This is a genomic window from Planctomyces sp. SH-PL14, from assembly GCF_001610835.1.
In the GTDB taxonomy this organism is placed as follows: Bacteria; Planctomycetota; Planctomycetia; order Planctomycetales; family Planctomycetaceae; genus Planctomyces_A.
Genome location: NZ_CP011270.1, coordinates 763,246 through 777,840 on the forward strand (window position 1 = coordinate 763,246; position 14,595 = coordinate 777,840).

Consider the following 14,595-nt stretch of genomic DNA (forward strand, 5'->3'; position numbering starts at 1 on the left):
CCGGCCTACAACGACGCGCGATGCAGGAAGTACCACAGCACGCCCAGCAGAACACTGAAGACAAGGAAGGCACTCAGAGCCCCCCTCGTGAGAACGCCCTGCATCTGGCCCAGCGGCTCCAGCGTCAGATTTCGCCGCTCCTGAACCACGGCGGTCCAGCCGGTGTTGCCGACGGGGTAGAACGCCGCGAGCCAGGGGCCGTCGAACTTGGGATCGAGCTGAGCGATCGGATCGCGGTAGTCCTCCAGTCGGTCCGTCGTCTCCAGCGCCTTCTCGACGGCGGGCGAAACCCGCAGGATCACCTCCCCCCGCTCCTGCGTCCCGACCCGTTTGAGGGCCTCTTCGATCCGCAGGTGGTCGAGCAGGTGCGGACGGTTCCCGCGCGTCTCCAGCAAGGAGAGAAAACGGTCGTCCGGCCGCCCCTCCTTACCGATCTGAGGCTCCCACTGATCGAGGAGATCGGTGATGTGAACGCCCCGGGCCATGACCCCCAGGACGGTCTTCTGGTCCTCGTCCCAGACCGGCGTGGCAAAGGAGACTTTGTACTTGCTCGACGACGTACTGAGGTACGCGAGCGACACCCCGGTCTTGGTACGCGGCGAGACCTTGTCGTGGGGAACCGACTCGTCGAGCTCTTCTCCTCGTCCGTGAAAATAGTCCCGCCAGTGGAAGGACTCGCTCAGGCTCTTTCCGGCGTCCGGGAAGCGATAGATCTGGCGGCCTTGCGCGTCGCAGATGAACCAGCTCTCGTCGAGCGTCCGGTCCGCCTGGGCCAGCCGCTGTTCGAGCACCTTGATGTGGTTCGTCACCTTGTCGAAGGCGAGCTGAAGTTCGGCGTCGGGGAAATTCCCCTTGTTGAGCTGGGAGAGCTCGTCCTTCGTCCGCTGGTGGGAGTCGCGGATCATCTGCCGGACGTAGGTCCAGTCCGCGGTGTCGACGAGTTCATCCTGTCGGATCCGGACTTCCGTCTCGATGCTCGACGCCAGGATGCGGGCCGAGACGGCGTCCCCCGCCAGCGCCTGCTGGAGGAGCTCATGCTCCGCTGTTCGGACGATCCGCGGACCGACGGTGCTGGCGATCCAGTAGAGGGCGACGAGGAACAGGACCGGCCCCAGGGCCCCCACGACCATCAGCGGACGCTTGGCCCGCGCGTTGTCGCGGGCCTCCAGCATGTCGAGGACGATCTGGGCGTTCGCGACCCGCTTCTGGGGATCGCGTTCAAGGCACCGGTCGACGATGTCGGCCAGGCGCCAGTCGACTCCCGACTGGGTTCGATGGGCGGTCGGCGCCGGGCTCGCTTCGAGGACCTGCTGGTACACGACGAGCCGTTCTTCGATCGTCCGGGCCTGGGCGAGCTTGGCCTCCGCCTCCGGGGTCCGGAACGGCGGCGCCCCGGTCAGCATGTGGAAGAGGAGCGCCCCGAGGGCATAGACGTCCCAGCGGGCGTCCGGAATCCCGTCGAGCCGCGCCTGCTCCGGCGCCATGAAGTACAGCGTCCCGAGCGCCGGCGACATCTCGGTGACGAGCCGCGACTGGCCGAAGTCCCCCAGCCGGGCGTCCATGTTGCCGTCGATGAGGACGTTGGCCGGCTTGAGGTCGCAGTGGAGAATCCCCGCGCCGTGGGCGTGGACAAGGGCTTCCGCCACGGACCGCGTGATCCGGACCGCGTGCGACGCGGACAGCGGCCCTTCCTTGAGACGGCTCGCAAGCGACCCGTTCTCCAGGTACTCCATCACGAAGTAGGGGGGCTCGTGGTCCCACCCCACGTCGAGAAGGCCGACGATGTTCCGCGACGTGTAGAGAACCGCGAGCTTCTCGACCTCGCGGCTCAGGAGCGACCAGTCGACCCCCTGCCCGCGGGTGTAGAACTTGATCGCCACCTGCTTCCCGGTCCGCTTCTCCCGCGCCAGCCAGACCGCCCCGAACGAGCCCTCCCCGAGCCGGTGGAGGAGGTCGTAGCCGGGAATGGCCGGCGGCGCCTCGAATGGCGCCCGGCTCAGTTCCCGCGACTTCGTCCGCTGCTGCTCGTCCTGGACGAGCGTCAGATCGGACGGTGTCGCGGAAACATCAATGGCGTCCGGCATGGGAGCGGCGTGGTCAAGTCAGCGTCTCGTCACCGGCCCGGCGGCGATCCTAATCGATGCCGGGAACCGGGAAGGCCCCGGCGAACTCGGCGATCTCCAGGCGGACCTTCTCGAGCTTGGCAGCGTCGTCGGGCGTCTTGAGGGCTTCCAGGATCCAGGCCCCGACCTTCTTCATTTCGGCTTCCTTCATCCCTCGCGTCGTGAGGGCCGGCGTGCCGATCCGGATTCCGCTCGGGTCGAGCGGCTTCCGCTGGTCGTAGGGGATCATGTTCTTGTTGACGGTGATCCCCGCCTTGTCGAGTGCGTGCTCGGCGATCTTCCCGGAGAGGCCGATCGAGGTCACGTCGCACAGCATGAGGTGGTTGTCCGTCCCGCCCGACGCCAGCGTGATCCCGCCCGCCATCAGCGTTTCGGACAGGGTCTTGGCGTTCGCCACGATCTGCTTGGCGTAGTCGCGGTACGAGGGCTGGAGGGCCTCGTGGAAGCAGACCGCCTTGGCGGCGATGATGTGCATGAGCGGTCCCCCCTGGAGGCCGGGGAAGACGGTCTTGTCGACGTCCTTGGCAAACTTTTCCTTGCAGAGGACCATGCCGGAGCGGGGGCCGCGGAGGGTCTTGTGGGTCGTGGTGGTGACGAAGTCGGCCACCTTGACCGGGTTGTTGTGGAGGCCGCCGGCGACGAGGCCCGAGTAGTGGGCCATGTCGACCATGAAGAAGGCTCCGACCGACCGGGCGATCTCGGCGAACTTGGGGTGGTCGATTTCGCGCGGATAGGCACTCGCCCCCGCCACGATCATCTTGGGCTTGTGCTGCTGCGCGAGGGCGTTGACCTGGTCGAAGTCGATCCGATGGTTGTCTTTGCGGACGCCGTAGTGGACGACGTTGTAGAGTTTGCCGGAGAAGTTGAGGGCCATCCCGTGGGTCAGGTGGCCGCCGTGGGCGAGGTCCATCGCGAGGATGGTGTCGCCGACGTTCAGGACCGACATGTAGGCGGCCATGTTGGCCTGGGAGCCGGCGTGGGGCTGGACGTTGGCGTGTTCGGCGCCGAACAGCTCGCAGGCGCGGGAGCGGGCGAGGGACTCGACTTCGTCGACGAATTCGCAGCCGCCGTAGTAGCGACGGCCGGGGTAGCCTTCGGCGTATTTGTTGGTCAGGACCGTGCCGGCGGCCTGTTGGATGGCGGCGCTGGTGTAGTTCTCGGAGGCGATCAGTTCGAGACCTTCCTTCTGGCGTCGCTGTTCACGGAGAACGGAGTTCCAGACGGCGGGATCGGACTGTTGCAGCGGAGACGGGGTCATGACTCACTTTCCGGGGCGTTGCGACGTGCGTGCGGTGGCTGGTGAGGGCCAGCCGGGTGGGCGATCCGGTGGTTGGAACCGGCGGCGACAGAGGGAAACTTTATAGTTCGTGGGGGTGGGAAGCCAATGAGTTGGCGACGGGGCGAACCGATGAAAGATCACTGATCCATTGCGAGAACAGCCTCCCGTCACCGGGTCCAGGGGCACCCTGGTGGGGAGTGCAGAGGGGCAACGCCCCTTTGCCCGCCGGAGGCCCGGCCGTCGAGAGGTGTCTGAAAGAGATCGTGTCCAAGCGCGGACGACGTGTCGTATGCCCCCTCACCAGCCCGCGGGGATTCCGAAGCGAGCGGTGAGTCCTCAACGCCGACACCACAAAACGATCGTCCGTTGCGTACGACGGTTCCTCAGGGAAGTGCCTCCGGCGGCAAGGGGTGACCCCCTTGACCCCGGCTGCCGTAGCACGTTGGGTTTGAGCCAACCACGCCCAGCCGGCAAGCACACAGCTCGAACGACCTCCTTGCCTCAGCACGCCAGTGGTCTATCCTGCAAACCTCGCTCGACGACCGGGCGGAAGCAAAGGCTGCGTATGACCACGCCTCCGACCTCACCCTCGCCCCAGTCGCCGCTGATCAACGTCCCTTGCCTCGAGGGCCAGGTCATCGCCTTCACCGGCACCCTCGCCTCCATGACCCACGAACAGGCCGCGGAACTCGCCCGCGGCCACGGCGGCGAACCCCAGGAACACGTCAGCCGAGCCACCACGATCCTCGTCGTCGGTGACGAAGGCTGGCCCCTCGAAGACAACGGCCAACCCTCCGTCAAATTCGAACAGGCCGAACGACTCCGCGCCGAAGGCGAAGAACTCCGGATTCTGACGGAGACGGAATGGCTCCGACTCCTCGGCGAAACCTCCGACGCCGAAGAAGCCCGGCAACTCTACACGCCGGCCATGCTCTCCCAGCTCCTCGGCCTCCGCGCGGGAGTCATCCGCACCTGGGAACGCCTGGGCCTCATCCGCCCGGTCAAACGGGTCTACCGCCTCCCCTACTTCGACTTCCAGGAAGTCACCAGCGTTCGCCGCCTCTCCGAACTCCTCCAGGCCGGCGTCGCCCGCAAGGACCTCGAAACCGCCCTCCGCCGCCTCCCCTCCGTCGAGCGCGGAGACCACCGGCCGCTGGAACAGCTCCAGATCCTGGCTCAGAACGCGCGGATCGTTGTTCGCGACCGGTTCGGGCTCGTCGATCCCGTGCGGGGACAACGGGTCTTCGATTTCGGAACCCAGACGCCACCCGACGCGGCGGAGGACCTGCCGGCCGAAACCGCGACCATCCGCTTCGAACCGCATCGCGAAGTCGCCGAGACAAATCGTGTCCGGGACTGGTTCGTCGCCGGCTGCCGCCTCTACGACGACGGCCGCGTCGCTGAAGCAGTGGAAGCATTCCGGATGGAACTCATGGGCCGCCCCGACGGACCGGAGACCCACTTTCACCTGGCGGACTGCCTGTATCGACTCGACAACGTCCGCGGCGCGCTCGAGCGGTACTACGTCGCCGTCGAGCACGACCATCAGTACGTCGAGGCCTGGACCCAGATCGGCTGCCTGCACCGCGAACTCAACGAGCTGCAGCAGGCCCTCGTCGCCTTCGAGATCGCCCTCGATGTTCATGCGGAGTATCCGGACGTCCACTTCCACAAGGCCGAGACGCTCGCGGACCTCGGCCTGACGGACGAGGCGATCCCGCACTGGGAGTCGTACCTCGGCTTCCACACCCGCGGCCCCTCGGCCGACATCGCCCGCCAGCGGCTTGCGGTCCATGCACCGGATTCGTCGGCCCTACGCGGCGGATGACGGCCGGGAGTGAAGCAGATCGAGATCCGGCACAAAGCGCGTCAGCCGCCAGTAGGCCACGATCAGGATCACGGTCGCCGCCGTCGCCGTCAGCAGCATCGGCTGGAACCCGTACTGCAGGATCATCCACCCGTACACCGGCGACGCCATGAACGTCCCCAGTTCGATGAAGCCCAGGATCAGCGTCGTCCCGGTCCCGCGGTAGTGCTCTGGAAAGCTCCCGGAGCCCAGGGACACGACCGACGGAAAGAGCAGCGCGTGGGCGAAGCCGGTCGCGAGCCCCGCGGGGATGAAATGCCAGCTCTGGGACACCGGAACGAGGAGCAGGTAGGCGACGACCTGCCCCGACAGGCCGATCAGGATCATCTTGTTCCGCCCCAGCCACCGGCTCCAGGTCCGGCTGATGATGCGGACCGAAAACGCCGCGATCGCGTAGCTCGTGAAGAACAACTTGAAGCCGCTTTCGAGACCGAGCGACTGGGCGTACCGCGTCAGGAACACGGTCGTCACGGCAAAGCCCATCCCCATCAGGATCGCCACCAGGCAGACCGGACCGGGCCAGTGCCGGACCAGGAGCGAATGGGCGAGAGGGGTCGCCTCCGGAGGCTGGTATTTGTCATGCCGGCTGAGGAGCCACACGAGGCCCAGGTAAAGAAAGCCAACGACCGCCGCCAGACCGAACAGGACGCGGAAGTAGAGCGACGGGTCCGGAATCCGCCCCCGCAGCAGACCTTCGAGCTGGGCCCCGGCGATCATCCCCACGAACCCGCTCGACCCCAGGCTGCCGATCGCCTCGGTGCGGCGGTGGGCCGGAACGTCGAGCTGAATGTGCGCGTTCGAGCCAATGAACATGATCGCCAGCCCGAGGACGAAGAGCATCCGGGCCACGATGATCGTGGGACCGACCGCTGTGACGGTCATGAACAGCAGCGCCCCGGCAATGAAGCAGATCGCTCCGCCGCCCCACACCCGGCCGATGCCGAAGCGGTCCATCGCCGCCCCGATGAACAGCCGGCTGGCGAGCGCCCCGACCAGACTCAGGTTCACAATCCAGCCGGTCGTCGCCTCGGTGTCGCCGAGGTACTTGACGTAGTCCGCGAACCGGTAGGACATCGTGTTCGCGCCGACGAGCATCATGTTCGCGGCGTACGCCATCCAGAAGGATCGGCTGTAGATCCCTTCGGACTCGGGCAGTTCGGAGGCAGGCGCGCCGGAGGACATGGATCTCGTGAGAGCAGGCCTCCCGGGGGAGGCCCGAAGGGGGCGGGGCCGACGGTCCCCGCAGACGCGTCGGCTCAAAGGGGATTGTAAGGGAAGGATTGTCCGGATGCCCCGGCGATCACCAGGACGCCGGCCGTCTCCGTCCGGGCGCTGCGGATCGGAGGAACACGACGCCGGGCATCGGAGGCCGCGTTCAGTCGCTGACAGCCAGGCACTTCCACTCGCCGAGCAGGCAGGAGAGTTTCCGCAGCTCCTCGCCCGCCCGCCGGAGCTGCCCTTCGCGGCAGCGGTGGGTCATGATGATGAGCGGCACGGTCGGCGGGCCGCCCCCCCCTTCGACTTCCGGCGATTCCGGCTGGATCACCGAGGCGAGGCTGATCTGGTTCCGCCCCAGGATGTCGGTGATGTCCGCCATCACGTGCGGCTTGTCGAGGACCAGGAACCGCAGGTAGTAGCGGCGGCGGATCTCGTCGATCGGCTGCAGCGGGAACTGCGGCGCGTCGTGCCACAGCTCGAGGCGGGGGAACGTCAGCTGAGCCCGGCCAACCGCCACGTCGACGAGGTCGGCCAGCACGGACGACGCGGTCGGAAGCTGACCCGCGCCGCGGCCGGAATACACAGTCCGCCCCACGTTGTCGCCGTCGAGGGCGACAATGTTGAACGGCCCCTCAGTCTGGGCGATCGGGTTCTCGCGGTGGATCAGCGTCGGCTGGACGTGCATCTCCAGCCGTCCATCGACCAGCTTCGCCGTCGCCAGGAGCTTGATCCGGTAGCCCAGGCTCGACGCGTACTTGAAGTCCATCGGCTCGATGCCGTCGATCCCCTGGACAATGAAATCACTCGGAGTCGCGCGAGTTCCGAACGCCAGATGAGCCAGGAGCGACAGTTTCTGGGCGGCGTCGGTCCCCTTCACGTCCATCGAGGGATCCGCCTCGGCGTATCCCAGAGCCTGGGCCTCGCGGACGACGTCGTCGTACGGGGTCCCCTTCTGGAACATCTCGGTCAGGATGAAGTTGCTGGTTCCGTTGAGGATCGCGCGGATCTCGATCACCTGGTTGGCGGTCATCGCCGCTCCAAGGACGTGGATGATCGGAATCCCGCCGGCGACCGCCGCCTCGAAGGCGATCGCCTTCCCCGCTTCCCGGGCGGCGGCGAACAGCTCCGGCCCGTGCTCGCAGAGGAGGGCTTTGTTGGCGGTGACGACGTGTTTTCCGGCCTGGAGCGCTTCCAGGACCAGCTCGCGGGCTGGCCGGAGCCCGCCGATGAGTTCGATGACGACATCCAGGTCCGGCGAGCGGACGAGTGAGAGGGCGTCGTCGGTCAGCATTCCCGCCGGCGGCGTGTAATCGCGGGGCTTGTGGACGTCGCGGACGGCGGCCCGGATGAGCTGGATCGGCCGCCCGGTCCGCTGCTCCATCCGCGGCCCATGCTCCATCAGGATCCGCGCCACTCCGGCGCCGACGTTTCCCATTCCGATCAACCCGACTCGCAGCGGGGCAGCCATGTCCGTCACTCTCCAAATTGCCGAAAACCCACGGAAGCGACCGATGCACAAGAGCCGCGGCCATCTCTGGTGGCCGGGCGGGCGCATGTCGTCGGACGCCACTCAGTCTCGGCCAAGCCGCTTGCCGCCGGGGACTGTCCGTGACTTCGAGCCTGCAGACTTTAATGGAGGCGGGAAGAACAGGAAATGCCCCCCGGAATTCCATGAACTGGCTCCCTTCAGGCAGCCAACAGTCCTTTCCGATCCGTCAGAAATAGGGGGCGAGCAGCCTTTGCAAGGGATGAAATCCCAAGAATTGATAAATCTTTTCCGAATAATTTGACTGTACGAAAGATCCAACCGTACCCTTCCATGTTTCCCGCCGTTGCGCCGCACGGTCTCTCCACGTTCCCGCCTGAGTGGTGGCTCCGCCAGGGCTGCCTCCCCAAGTTCAAGGAAACTCCGCTGATGTTGTTGTCGCACCGCCGCCAGTCGCGCGGCTTCACGCTCATTGAGTTGCTGGTGGTGATCGCCATCATCGCGGTTCTCGTCGCCATTCTGCTGCCGGCCGTGCAGCAGGCCCGCGAAGCGGCCCGGAATTCTCAGTGCAAGAACAATCTCAAGCAGCTTGGGATTGCGATGCACAGCTACCACGAAGTGCACGGCATGTTCCCGCCCCCGCAGGGGAAGTCCGTCTGGGACAACGGGAACTACTACCGGGCCTTCAGCGCCCAGGCGATGATGCTCCCGTACCTGGACCAGGCCGCCCTGTACAGCAAGCTCGACATGAGCCTCATGTACAGCCAGGCGCCGAACGGCACCGCCGACGGCACCCCGTACCGCGTCCGCCTGGCCTCCATGCTCTGTCCGTCCGACCGCGATTGGGTCGGCGTCGAAGGGGGCAACAACTACGTGATGTCGGCCGGTCCCTCGCTGTACTGGGTCGCGGTCGCCAACCAGATCGGCATGTTCAACAAGGACCGCACGACGAACCTGCGGGACCTCTCCGACGGTGCGTCGAACACGATCGCCGCCTCCGAGTCGCTGAAGGGTGACAACGACGGCGCGGCGTACAACCTCCGAACGGACATCGGCAAGGGCGTGGCCCGTCCCTCGGGAGCTCCGGACGTCAACTGGACGCAGGCCCAGATCGACACCTTCGCCGCCAGCTCGCTGGGGAGCGCGGCGTCGCACTACAGCCACGGCCGTCGCGACTGGCTCAACGGCCTGACCGGCGCCACGATCTTCAACACGATGGCCAATCCGAACTGGCGCGCTCCGGATGCCTCGACCGGCACGGGCGGCGTGATGGACGGAGCGGGCGTGTACGCGGCCCGCAGCAACCACACCGGCGGGGTGAACGCCCTCCTCGGTGACGGCTCGATCCAGTTCATTTCCGAGAACATCGACCTGAACATCTGGCAGTCGCTGGGCCACACCTCCGACGGCAAGAAGGTCGCTCTGTAAGTTTTCCGATGGCGTTCGAGGTGGTCCGGGATCGAGTGATGATGCGCTCCGCGATTTGTGCTCTGTCGTTCGCAGGTGTTCTGGCCCTGGCCGGGTGTGGGGGAAGCAACAGCGTCCCCTCCCCGACCAATGTCGAAGGTCCCCCCGTGATCGGCTCGAAGGAGGCCCTCAAGGCCCGCTTTCAGGAACTGGCTCAATCCGGTGAGGGCGGAAGCGCCCTCGAAGGGCTGGACGCGGAGATCAAGAAGCACGTCCCGGATCCGGCCGTTCAGGCCAGCCTGCTGAAGGACTTTCACGTGCTGAACGTGTCGTCGGACGCCGCGAAGAACAAGGTTCTTTCGAAGCGGATCGCCGACAAGCTTTGAACTGTCCGCCGCCGCAGGATGTCTGGTTTACCGCCGGACCGTCCTTCCGCGAGTGGCAAAACGGATGTCATCGGCCCCGAGGTGCTTCAAGCCACCTTGGGGCCGATTTTCTTTGCGCCCCCCGCCTTGTTGCGGGCTTTGAGGTCGAACAGGCCGAAGATCTCGCCGGCGTTCATGCTGAGCTGGGCGTTCTCGTTGTCCCCTTCGCCGAGGACGCGGCGGAACATCTCCCGCTTTTCGTTCAGGACCTTGTCGATCCGTTCCTCGATCGTGTCCGTGCAGATGAACTTCGAAACGATCACCTGACTCTTGCAGCCGATGCGGTGCGCCCGGTTGATCGCCTGGTCCTCGACCGCCGGGTTCCACCAGCGGTCGAACAGGAACACGTACCCCGCAAACTGCAGGTTGAGCCCCACCGCCCCGGTGCCGTAACTCATGAGCAGCAGGTGGCTCTTGGGATCGTTCTTGAACTTGTCGAGGATCGGCTCCCGCTGCTTCGCCGGGACCCCGCCGTGGTAGACAAGGCGGCCGTAGTCCTTCGTCCGCTCGGCGATCCAGTCGATCGTCTTGGTCCACTGGCTGAAGAGGATCGCCTTCCCGCCCGAGGCGGAGATTTCTTCCATGTCCGCGCAGAGCCGCTCCAGCTTGGCCGATTCCTGCGTTAGCGGGTCGTAGTTCGAGATCTGCTTCAGCCGCAGGACGAGCTCGAACACGTTCTGGATGTTGATCTGCTCCCCCATCTCGTTGAGGTGCATCACGCCGTCTTTTTCCGCCTGGTCGTAGGCGATCCGCTGCGCCGGCCCGAGCTCGATGTACTCGTCCCGGTCGAGCCGCGGCGGCATGTCCTTCATGACCAGGTCTTTGGTCCGCCGCAGGATGTATTCGCGGCTGAGGCTCGAGAGCTGGCGGATGTCCGGATTCGCGTTCGGCGGGACCACTCCCATGAACTCGAACAGCGACACCATCTCCTCGGGCCGGTTTTCGATCGGCGTCCCGGTCAGGCACAGGCTCCGGCGGCGGGGGATCTCGCGGATGATCGTCGCCGTCAGCCCCTCGCGATTCTTGATCCGCTGGGCCTCATCGAGCACCACGAGATCGAACTTCGGAAGCGGCGGTCCCGGGTTCTCGTCCCCGCCAATGGACACCTGCCGCCGCCGGCCGAGCCCGTCGACATCGCCGACGATGTCCGCCTTCCCGCCGAGCGTTCCCCCGCGGTTCTCCAGCATCATCTGCTGAAAGTCACGGACGACGAGCTCGTAGTTCGCCAGGAGGACGAACGACCCCGGCATCCGCCAGATCATGTTCCGCCGCGGCCCGTCCCCTTCGATCGTGGTGACCGGAATCTCTTCGGCCCAGGTCTTGAACTCCCGCTGCCAGTTCGGGATGAGCGGCTTGGGGCAGACCATCAGGACCCGCCGCACCTGCCCGCTCCGCAGGAGCAGACGCAGCGCGGTGATCGTCTGCATCGTCTTGCCGAGCCCCATCTCGTCGGCGAGGAGCGCGCACTTCTGGGCGAAGAGCCAGGCGATTCCTTCGTACTGATACTGGAACGGCTCAAAGGGCATGATCAGTTCCTGGCCCCGCAGCCACGATTCGAGCGGCGGCTGGAGGACATAGAACAGGCGGTCTTCGAGCGAGAGGGCGTCGGCCGGCGGCTTGATCCGGGTCGGCTTCTTAGGGGTTTCTCCTGCCGGAACGTCCTTCTTCTGCTTGGGAGCGATCTCAACGAGATCGGCGGGGGCCGGCTTCTCCTCCTTGGGTGGGAGAAACTCCATCCCGGCCGGGAAGGTGAGCCCGAAGGTCCGGACCTTCGGCCAGAAGGGCTTCCAGCTTGGCACATAGCCCACGGAGTCCAGCAGCTTCGCCGCGCTCGGCTCGGGCGTCGGCAGCCGCCGCAGTGCGGAGTTCATGCCGGAGATGAGAATGTCCGGCGTCGCGACCGCGACCGGGACGCTCGATACACCGACTTCGGTGACGGCCGACGTCCCATCCGTTGCGCCGTTCTCTCCGGGCTCCTGCGACATCCGTGTGGCTCCCTCCACTGTCGGAAACGATCTGTCGGAACGATCCTGTGCGGCCCGCTCTAGGCCGCGGCTCCCGCCTTCAGCGTCTCCTCGAGCGCCTCACGGATCCGGTCGATCGGCTCCCGCAGATCGCAGTCCGCCCCGATGATGCTGCCGGCCTCTTTCATCGCCGTCCGGTCCGCGTCGACATGTTCGTCGTGGAACCGCAGCCACTGCTGGCCCAGCTTCATCGAGGTCTGGCTCGATTCCTTGTCGCACACGACGGCGACCGGCGCCGTCAGGTGCGGCCGCAGGGCCAGGAAGTCGGCGTCGCCCACGAGGATCGCGGTCGGCTTGACCGTGAGCCGTTCGAAGAGCGTCTTGCCGATCAGGTCGGCGAGCAGAAACGGCCGGAGCGTCGGACCATAGAGAATCTCCTGCGTCCGGTTCGGGCGGACGGGAGTCGTGCATTGAAACTCGAGCGGACGCCCCAGCTGATTCGTGACGAGCAGACCTCCCACGTAGCCGGCGGAGGGAAGCTCGACGACACTCAGAAATCCAAGATGGAACTTCTGGCCACTGGACGCCATGGACACCCGTCCTTGAAGGGATGCCGAAACTCGGAGAGGACCACCAGGTTCCACCCGGCTGCCTCACGGGAAAGATCGGTGAAGATCGCCTCCGACTTGAGCCCGTCCCCCTCCGCCGTCGCCGGCGGGAATTCGACGCAAGTGCCGTTCATGAGAGGCGTAAGGACTTTGTCGCCGACTGGCATGGGGAAAAGTCCGATCCGTTCTGCCGGATCAGCGTGAATTGCCGCTCCCTCCCGATGCGCACAAAAGGCGTGATCTGCGGCGAAACGGACGACGAGAACCGGGAAACGGCGGTCCGGCGGGAAAACGGCTGCAGTCGTCGCGGCCCTCGGCGCCGGGCCGACAGCTCCCGCCGAGTGACGCCGGATCGCGGTCTTCCGAGGGAGATGCGCATTGAACCGGCTGCAACGGATCGCCGCGCGGTTTCACGCGCCGGCCGAGGAGCGGGTGGCGTTCGCCGTGGAATGTTCCCCGCCGGAGTGTCACGATGTCGGGGTGAGGTTGGTATTCGTTGATCCGAAGGGTTTTCCGTGCCGCAGTTGAACTTCGCTCCGCGACACCGCTATCTCGTCCGGTTTGATCCCAAGCGCGTCCCGCACATGTTCACGGACGTGCTGATCATCGGTTCCGGGATCGCCGGGATCCGCGCGGCCCTGGAAGTCGACCCGCGGCTCCGCGTCGTCATCGTCACCAAGGACCGCGTCGAGCTCTCGAACAGCGCCTGGGCCCAGGGGGGAATCGCCGGCGTCCTCGACCCCTCGGACGACGTCCGCAACCACACGGCCGACACCCTCGTGGCGGGGGCCGGGATGTGCGACGAGACGGTCGTCCGGACGGTCGTCAACGCCGCCCCGACGCTGATCCGCGAACTTGTGTCGTTCGGCGCGAAGTTCGACCAGCGGAACGGCGAGCTCTCCCTGACCCTCGAAGGGGGCCATAGCCATCCCCGCGTCGCCCACGCCCTCGGCGATGCGACCGGCAAAGAGGTCATGCGGGCCCTCATTAACACCGTCCGCGGCGCCAACTGGTCGGAGATCTGGGAGCAGACGTTCACGATCGACCTGATGACGCACGAGGGGACCTGCCGCGGCGCGATCGTCTGGAACAAGGAGCACGGCAAGACGATCGTCTGGGCCAAGCAGACGATCCTCTGCACCGGCGGGGCGGGGCGGCTCTTCCGCGAGACCACGAACCCGGACATCGCCACCGCGGACGGGCACGCCCTCGGCTTCCGGGCCGGGGCCCAGGTCCGCGACATGGAGATGATGCAGTTTCACCCGACCGTCCTGTACATCGCCGGGGGAGCCCGGCACCTCATCTCCGAGGCGGTCCGGGGCGAAGGGGCGTACCTCGTCGATTCCCGCGGACACCGGTTCATGCAGGACTACGACGAGCGGGGCGAACTCGCCCCCCGCGACATCGTCAGCCGCGCCATCACGGACCAGATGGAGAAGACGCGGCATTCCTGCGTCTACCTCGACCTGCGGCACCTTCCGGACGACCTGATCGCCGAGCGGTTCCCGCACATCGCCGAGGTCTGCCGCGAGTTCGGCCTGAACCTCGCCGAGGACCTGATCCCGGTCCGTCCCGGCGCGCACTACATGATCGGCGGGCTGACCGTCGACCTCGACGGCAAGACGACTCTACCGGGCCTGTGGGCCGCCGGCGAAGTCTCGTCCAGCGGCCTGCACGGCGCGAACCGCCTCGCCTCGAACAGCCTTCTGGAAGGTCTCTACTACGGCATCCGGACCGGCCGCGGAGCCTCTGACGCCGCCCTCCAGATCCCCGACAGCTTCACCGCGCTCCCGCTCGTCTCCGACTGGCCGCGGACGACCCGGGAAGAAGAGGACCTCAACCTCCTGGACCTGCAGAACTCGCTCAGCAGCATCATGTGGCGGAACGTCGGGATCCGCCGCGATGCCGAGAGTCTGCTGTCGGCCCGCGAGCAGGTCGACTTCTGGGACCGGTACGTCTCGCAGCGGGAGTTCAGCACCGTCGCCGGCTGGGAGCTCCAGAATATGCTCCTCGTCGCCCGGCTGATGATCGATTCCGCCCTCGCCCGCGAAGAGAGCCGCGGCGTCCACTACCGCAGCGATTTCCCGCAGCCGAACGAGGCTCGCAAGGAGCGGGTCGTCATCGACAACGAGTGATCAGGGCTTCCTGTCCCAGCCCGCGGTCGAGACCCCGCGTGCAAAGAACGCGGCGTTCCCATTCGGGAGGGCGAGGCTCCAGC

At 66.3% G+C, this 14,595-nt stretch carries 10 protein-coding genes; 4 read left to right on the plus strand and 6 right to left on the minus strand.

Annotation, left to right across the window (positions count from 1 at the left end):
- Positions 1 to 5: 5 nt before the first annotated feature.
- Positions 6 to 2,084: a serine/threonine protein kinase gene (locus tag VT03_RS03115; protein WP_075091640.1), complete on the minus strand. Its 2,079-nt coding sequence runs from the start codon at positions 2,082 to 2,084 to the stop codon at positions 6 to 8.
- A 49-nt stretch (positions 2,085 to 2,133) separates the two neighbouring features.
- Positions 2,134 to 3,381: a serine hydroxymethyltransferase gene (gene glyA / locus VT03_RS03120; RefSeq protein WP_075091641.1), complete on the minus strand. Its 1,248-nt coding sequence runs from the start codon at positions 3,379 to 3,381 to the stop codon at positions 2,134 to 2,136.
- Between the two features lie 586 nt (positions 3,382 to 3,967).
- Between glyA and VT03_RS03125 the strand changes: the two genes are divergently transcribed.
- Positions 3,968 to 5,230: a tetratricopeptide repeat protein gene (locus VT03_RS03125; protein ID WP_075091642.1), complete on the plus strand. Its 1,263-nt coding sequence runs from the start codon at positions 3,968 to 3,970 to the stop codon at positions 5,228 to 5,230.
- Here VT03_RS03125 and VT03_RS03130 read toward each other — a convergent pair.
- Positions 5,216 to 6,451, minus strand: coding sequence for an MFS transporter (locus VT03_RS03130; RefSeq protein WP_075091643.1), 1,236 nt, complete (start codon positions 6,449 to 6,451; stop codon positions 5,216 to 5,218). The two genes, VT03_RS03125 and VT03_RS03130, sit on opposite strands and share 15 nt — an antisense overlap.
- Before the next feature lie 193 nt (positions 6,452 to 6,644).
- Positions 6,645 to 7,955, minus strand: a complete 1,311-nt coding sequence (locus VT03_RS03135; RefSeq protein WP_075091644.1) for a homoserine dehydrogenase — start codon at positions 7,953 to 7,955, stop codon at positions 6,645 to 6,647.
- A 351-nt stretch (positions 7,956 to 8,306) separates the two neighbouring features.
- On the opposite strand from VT03_RS03135, the gene VT03_RS03140 reads away from it, so the two are divergent.
- On the plus strand, positions 8,307 to 9,401 hold the full coding sequence (locus VT03_RS03140; protein ID WP_231870584.1) for a DUF1559 domain-containing protein: 1,095 nt from the start codon (positions 8,307 to 8,309) through the stop codon (positions 9,399 to 9,401).
- Between the two features lie 38 nt (positions 9,402 to 9,439).
- Positions 9,440 to 9,766: a hypothetical protein gene (locus tag VT03_RS03145; protein WP_156514255.1), complete on the plus strand. Its 327-nt coding sequence runs from the start codon at positions 9,440 to 9,442 to the stop codon at positions 9,764 to 9,766.
- A gap of 86 nt (positions 9,767 to 9,852) precedes the next feature.
- On the opposite strand, the gene VT03_RS03150 is transcribed toward VT03_RS03145, so the two are convergent.
- Together VT03_RS03150 and VT03_RS03155 are read right to left on the minus strand one after the other, a co-directional pair.
- Positions 9,853 to 11,790: a DEAD/DEAH box helicase gene (locus VT03_RS03150; RefSeq protein WP_231870585.1), complete on the minus strand. Its 1,938-nt coding sequence runs from the start codon at positions 11,788 to 11,790 to the stop codon at positions 9,853 to 9,855.
- 59 nt (positions 11,791 to 11,849) lie between these two features.
- Positions 11,850 to 12,359, minus strand: a complete 510-nt coding sequence (locus tag VT03_RS03155) for a hypothetical protein (RefSeq protein ID WP_075091646.1) — start codon at positions 12,357 to 12,359, stop codon at positions 11,850 to 11,852.
- Positions 12,360 to 12,961: 602 nt separating this feature from the next.
- Here VT03_RS03155 and nadB point away from each other — a divergent pair.
- Positions 12,962 to 14,512, plus strand: coding sequence for an L-aspartate oxidase (gene nadB / locus VT03_RS03160; RefSeq protein WP_082846715.1), 1,551 nt, complete (start codon positions 12,962 to 12,964; stop codon positions 14,510 to 14,512).
- The last annotated feature ends 83 nt before the right edge of the window (positions 14,513 to 14,595 follow it).

Coding starts and splice junctions, on each gene's coding strand:
- VT03_RS03115 (WP_075091640.1), bottom strand. CDS start 2,084: ATGCCGGACGCCATTGATGTTTCCGCGACACCGTCCGATCTGACGCTC.
- glyA (WP_075091641.1), bottom strand. CDS start 3,381: ATGACCCCGTCTCCGCTGCAACAGTCCGATCCCGCCGTCTGGAACTCC.
- VT03_RS03125 (WP_075091642.1), top strand. CDS start 3,968: ATGACCACGCCTCCGACCTCACCCTCGCCCCAGTCGCCGCTGATCAAC.
- VT03_RS03130 (WP_075091643.1), bottom strand. CDS start 6,451: ATGTCCTCCGGCGCGCCTGCCTCCGAACTGCCCGAGTCCGAAGGGATC.
- VT03_RS03135 (WP_075091644.1), bottom strand. CDS start 7,955: ATGGCTGCCCCGCTGCGAGTCGGGTTGATCGGAATGGGAAACGTCGGC.
- VT03_RS03140 (WP_231870584.1), top strand. CDS start 8,307: ATGTTTCCCGCCGTTGCGCCGCACGGTCTCTCCACGTTCCCGCCTGAG.
- VT03_RS03145 (WP_156514255.1), top strand. CDS start 9,440: ATGATGCGCTCCGCGATTTGTGCTCTGTCGTTCGCAGGTGTTCTGGCC.
- VT03_RS03150 (WP_231870585.1), bottom strand. CDS start 11,790: ATGTCGCAGGAGCCCGGAGAGAACGGCGCAACGGATGGGACGTCGGCC.
- VT03_RS03155 (WP_075091646.1), bottom strand. CDS start 12,359: ATGGCGTCCAGTGGCCAGAAGTTCCATCTTGGATTTCTGAGTGTCGTC.
- nadB (WP_082846715.1), top strand. CDS start 12,962: ATGTTCACGGACGTGCTGATCATCGGTTCCGGGATCGCCGGGATCCGC.